This window comes from Thermodesulfitimonas sp. (genome assembly GCF_052743955.1).
Genome location: NZ_JBRAIN010000010.1, coordinates 16,866 through 21,303 on the forward strand (window position 1 = coordinate 16,866; position 4,438 = coordinate 21,303).

General features: G+C 59.3%; 5 protein-coding genes. 1 reads left to right on the forward strand and 4 read right to left on the reverse strand.

From position 1 onward, the window contains the following. Both ACUVTA_RS01720 and ACUVTA_RS01725 read right to left on the reverse strand, forming a co-directional pair. Window positions 1-814: oligosaccharide flippase family protein (locus ACUVTA_RS01720; RefSeq protein WP_445951259.1), on the reverse strand; the 814-nt coding region annotated here is incomplete at its 3' end. Window positions 815-849: 35 nt separating this feature from the next. Next, window positions 850-1,053 (reverse strand): oligosaccharide flippase family protein, encoded by a 204-nt coding sequence (locus tag ACUVTA_RS01725; protein ID WP_445951260.1) that lies wholly within the window; start codon window positions 1,051-1,053, stop codon window positions 850-852. A 254-nt stretch (window positions 1,054-1,307) separates the two neighbouring features. Here ACUVTA_RS01725 and fusA point away from each other — a divergent pair, with 254 nt between their 5' ends. Further along, on the forward strand, window positions 1,308-3,320 hold the full coding sequence (gene fusA / locus ACUVTA_RS01730) for an elongation factor G (protein WP_445951261.1): 2,013 nt from the start codon (window positions 1,308-1,310) through the stop codon (window positions 3,318-3,320). A gap of 52 nt (window positions 3,321-3,372) precedes the next feature. Here the strand turns inward: fusA and ACUVTA_RS01735 are convergent, their stop codons facing one another. After that, on the reverse strand, window positions 3,373-3,582 hold the full coding sequence (locus ACUVTA_RS01735) for a small, acid-soluble spore protein, alpha/beta type (protein ID WP_445951262.1): 210 nt from the start codon (window positions 3,580-3,582) through the stop codon (window positions 3,373-3,375). 69 nt (window positions 3,583-3,651) lie between these two features. Continuing rightward, window positions 3,652-4,438, reverse strand: a 787-nt coding sequence (locus ACUVTA_RS01740) for a TorD/DmsD family molecular chaperone (RefSeq protein WP_445951263.1), incomplete at its 5' end; no start/stop codon positions are given.

A 4,438-nucleotide genomic window follows, 5' to 3' on the forward strand; every position in this document is an offset into this window, starting at 1 on the left:
TCCCGGTAGCCGAAAATGAAATGGCAGAGCTCGCCCGGAAGTAAAAAAGCACCGCCGCGCTCGGTAGCCCGGTGAGCACCGTCAGGCGCAGCGCGTTGTTCACGCGCGAACTAAGGAGATCGCCGCGCCGCGCTGCCAGCGCCTCAGCAATGGCCGGCACCAGCGCGGTGGCCAAGGAAACGGTGATAATCCCGGGAGTGTAAAGCAGGGTTTCGGCGATACCGGCAAACTGGCCGTAGATGCTCGTCGCCTCCCGGGTCGTGAGCCCCGTCGCGAGCAACCGGTGCGGGATGAGCACCGCCTCCAGAGCCAGGAAGCCTGTGGAGACAAGGCGCATTAGCGTAATAGGAAGGGCCGGGCCGAAAAGCTCCCGGCCGAGGGCAAGGTCGAAAAAGGGGCCCCTTCGCCCCGTGGCTACCAGGCCGCGGCTCCGAAAGAAATAGACGAGCATTAGCAGGAAGCCGGCGGCCTCCCCACAAACCACCCCAAGCGACGCGCCGCAGGCCGCCGCCACCACGCCGTAAGGCAGCAAAAGGGAGGCTAGCGTTAGCCCCGCAACCACCCGCACTAACTGCTCCAACATCTGGCTGGTGGCGGTGGGCGTCATATACTGGAGTCCTTGAAAAAAGCCCCGGAAGACCGAGCAGACAGAAACGATAAAGACGCCCGGCAGTAAAGATACAAACGGAAGGTGAGTCGCCGGATTAGAAACAAGCTTCGTGGTTAAAACCTTCGCCGTTGCTAGCCCCATTACGGTGACTAAAATACTCGCTATCACCGTACAGGCAAGGGAAAGGCGCAGTAACCGCCCCACCGCCCCAAAATCCCGCCTGGTTACCGCGTCGGCGATCAGCTTTTAGCGATAGCCACCGGGATACCCAGCGAAGCGATGACCAGAGCCAGGACGTAGAGCGGATAAATCATCGTGAAGAGACCGATGCCCTCCGTTCGGATAAGCCGGATGAGAAAGACCTGGTAAACAAAGCCTAGGACCCGGTTTACCAGACTGGCACCGGTTAAGACCAGGGTACCTGCCAGGAGTGACTGGCGCACCGGTTTTTTCCTCCGCCGCCTTCTCGCTATTTTTGCCCGCTAACTATATATATGGCCAGTCCCAAAGGCGCAGAACGGGAAACGGCGAACGGGCGAATTCAGCAAGAAAAATCTAAGGTAAAAAAACAGGAATTCGCCGCCGGCCGTAGAAATAGCATAGGTTGAGCCGGGAGCAAAACGCCGGTAAAATTCCGGGTATTTTAGCGCAAACGCGCTTGAAAACGGGAAAAATATTACGGGAGGGAACAGAAAGGTTGAAAAACTACGCGGCACAAGACATCAGGAATATCGCGGTAGTTGGGCACGGCGGGACCGGTAAGACCTCACTTGTCGAAGCGCTGCTTTTTAATACCGGCGCCATCACGCGCCTCGGGAGGGTGGAAGACGGCACAACCACGGCCGACTACCACCCCGAAGAGATCAAGCGCGGCATCACCGTCCATACCAGCATCGTCCCTTGCGAGTACGAAGGCAAGAAACTCAATTTCCTGGACACCCCAGGTTACTCTGACTTTATTGGGGAGGTAAAAGCGGCCCTCCGGGTGGTAGAAGGAGCGCTTTTCGTCGTCTGTGGCGTGGCTGGCGTGGAAGTCCAGACCGAGATCATCTGGGACCAGGCGGGCGAACTGCCGCGGGCTGTTTTTATCAACAAGCTCGATAGAGAAAACGCGAATTTTGATCAGGTCCTCGCGGGGCTGAAGGAAAAGTTCGGCGCCAACTTTGTGCCGTTTACCATACCGGTCGGCGTGGCCGAAAACTTCCGGGGCGTGGTCGATATCCTCAACCAGAAGGCCTATCTCGACGACGGTAAAGGGGAAAAGGAGGCGCCCGTCCCCGCTGACCTTGCCGGCGCGGTGGAAACCTACCGGGACCAGATGATCGAGGCGGCAGCCGAAGCGGACGACGAGTACCTTATGAAGTACCTCGAAGGGGCAGAGCTTACCCCCGAAGAGATTCAAACGGGTTTGGCCAAGGGCCTCCGGGCGGCCAAGTTCGTGCCCGTCCTCTGTGGCTCGGCCACGAAAAATTGCGGGGTTAAGACTCTCCTTGCTTTCTTGGCCCGCTTCTTTCCCGCACCGGAGGTTAAAGAAAGGCCGCTTGCCGCCCTCGTCTTCAAGACGCTCGCCGACCCTTACGTGGGCAGAATGAACTTCGTGCGCGTCTTCAGCGGTGTCCTCAAGAGCGACGCGACGGTTTATAACAGCACGAAGGAGAAACCCGAAAAAATCGGGCAGGCCTTCTACCTCCGCGGCAAAAACCAGCAGCCCACCGAAAGCATCCCGGCCGGCGATATCGGCGTGCTGGTGAAACTTGCCGAAACCACCACGGGCGACACCCTCTGCGAGAAGGATAAACCGGTGAAGCTCGACCCGATCGACTTCCCGGAGCCAACGCTTTCTATTGCCGTCGAGCCCAAGACGCAGGGCGATGAAGATAAGTTGGCCACAGCGCTCGCCCGTCTGGTCGAAGAGGAGCCAACCGTCCGGGTAACCAAGAACACCGAAACGAAGCAAACCATCATCACCGGCATGGGGGAAACGCAGCTCGACATGATCCTCGAACGCTTCAAGCGCAAGTTCGGGGTGGAAGTTAACCAGAAGCCGCTGCGCATCCCGTACCGGGAGACGATCAGGGGCGAAACCAAAGTCGAAGGAAAATATAAAAAGCAAACGGGTGGCCGCGGGCAGTACGGCCACGTCTGGCTCGAGCTCAAACCGCTGCCGGACGCCGAATTTCAGTTCACCGAGAGCGTTTTCGGCGGCGCGGTGCCAAGCCAGTACTTCCCGGCGGTAGAGAAGGGCGTTCGCGAAGCGATGGCCGAGGGCATTTTGGCGGGTTACCCGGTGACCAACGTGGCGGTCAACCTCTACGACGGCTCCTTCCACCCGGTAGACTCATCGGAACTCGCCTTCAAGATCGCCGCCTCGATGGCCTTCAAGAAGGGAATGCAACAGGCCAAGCCGGTCCTGCTTGAGCCGATCATGGAAGTCGAGGTTTTGGTTCCGGAAAACTTCGTCGGCGACATTATCAGTGACCTCAATACCAAGCGGGGGCGGATCCTCGGTATGGAACCGAGCGGGCGGCACACTCTGATCAAGGCCTACGTCCCGCTCGCGGAGATGACCCGCTACGCCATCGATCTCAAGTCGATAACCCAGGGCCGGGGGACCTTTAAGATGAAGTTCTCCTCCTATGAAGAAGTGCCGGCCCAGCTCGCCGAAAAGATCATTAAAAAGGCCCAGGAGGAAAAGGCGGCCGAAAAATAAAAAAGTACAAGGGGAAAGGGCTGCCGTTACCCGGCAGCCCCCGCCGTTACTTTCAGCCCTGGGACATCTTCTCCTCGGCGTAGCGGATCATCCGCCGCACCATGTTGCCGCCGACCAGACCGCACTCCCGGCTGGTCATATCACCCCAGCCGACGCGCTCGATCTTGGCGGCAAGTCCCAGTTCCCCGGCCACCTCGTACTTGAACCTATCGAGAGCAGGCTTGGCCTCCGGAACCACGGTTCGCCGCTTCCGGCGCGCCATTCAATCCCTTCCGTATAAGTTTTTCGCCGAGAATGGCCCGTTATTACTTTGCCCTGCCGTAAGGAGAATTCATCCCTTAGCATTTTTTACAATATTTTCTTCGTGATCTACTAACGCCCGCACCACACCAGCGGTAAGGGCCCAAAAGCAAGCGCTCTCCAGCTCCCGCAACTGTTTCCCGAAGGCCGGGAGCCAGTCTCGCAGGTGGGCCAGCATCCACGCCTGATCCCGAGAAAGCGCGTCTTCAAGCGCCACGTCCCCCCGGCGCAGCGCCTCTAACCGGCGGCTGCACAAAAAGTGAAGAAACTCCAGTTCAACCGCCACGTGGTCGGGAAGCTCGCCCGCCGGGTCAAGCCCCCAGCGCCGGTAGCGATCCTGGAGCTCCCCAAAAAGCGCTGGCCGCGGTCCGGGGAAGGAGGTGCCGCCCGGCAGGTAAAAACCCGCGTAAGGCGGGCACGGCGGCTGGGGGTACCCGGCATCAAAGAGTCCCGTATAGGTGGCCTGGATTTCGGTTAGCGGCCCTGCCCAAAACTTGACCGCCACCGCCCAAGCATCTTCCGGAAGCGCCCCCGCCCCGTCGGAACCTCCCTCCCGCAAGGCAGCAAGCAGGATCCCTTTAAAGCACCCGCTCCCGACCAACTCCTGGGCGACCGGCGTGGGGTAACTGAAGGCTACCGCCGCCATTTTAAAGGTCGCGCTAAAAAGAAGCAGCCCTTCTTCTTCCTGCCACACCAAGAATGCCCCCTTTACGGAACGGGAATGCCAAGCAAGGGCAGTAGCTTCTCTTAACGCCGTTTCCCGGATCGATAGAAATCCGCCGATGCTCCCCACCAGGCCCACTAGGCAAAAGCCTAAT

Bases quoted from the DNA above. Each gene is read 5' to 3' on its own strand.
- ACUVTA_RS01735 (WP_445951262.1), bottom strand. From the start codon at position 3,582: ATGGCGCGCCGGAAGCGGCGAACCGTGGTTCCGGAGGCCAAGCCTGCT.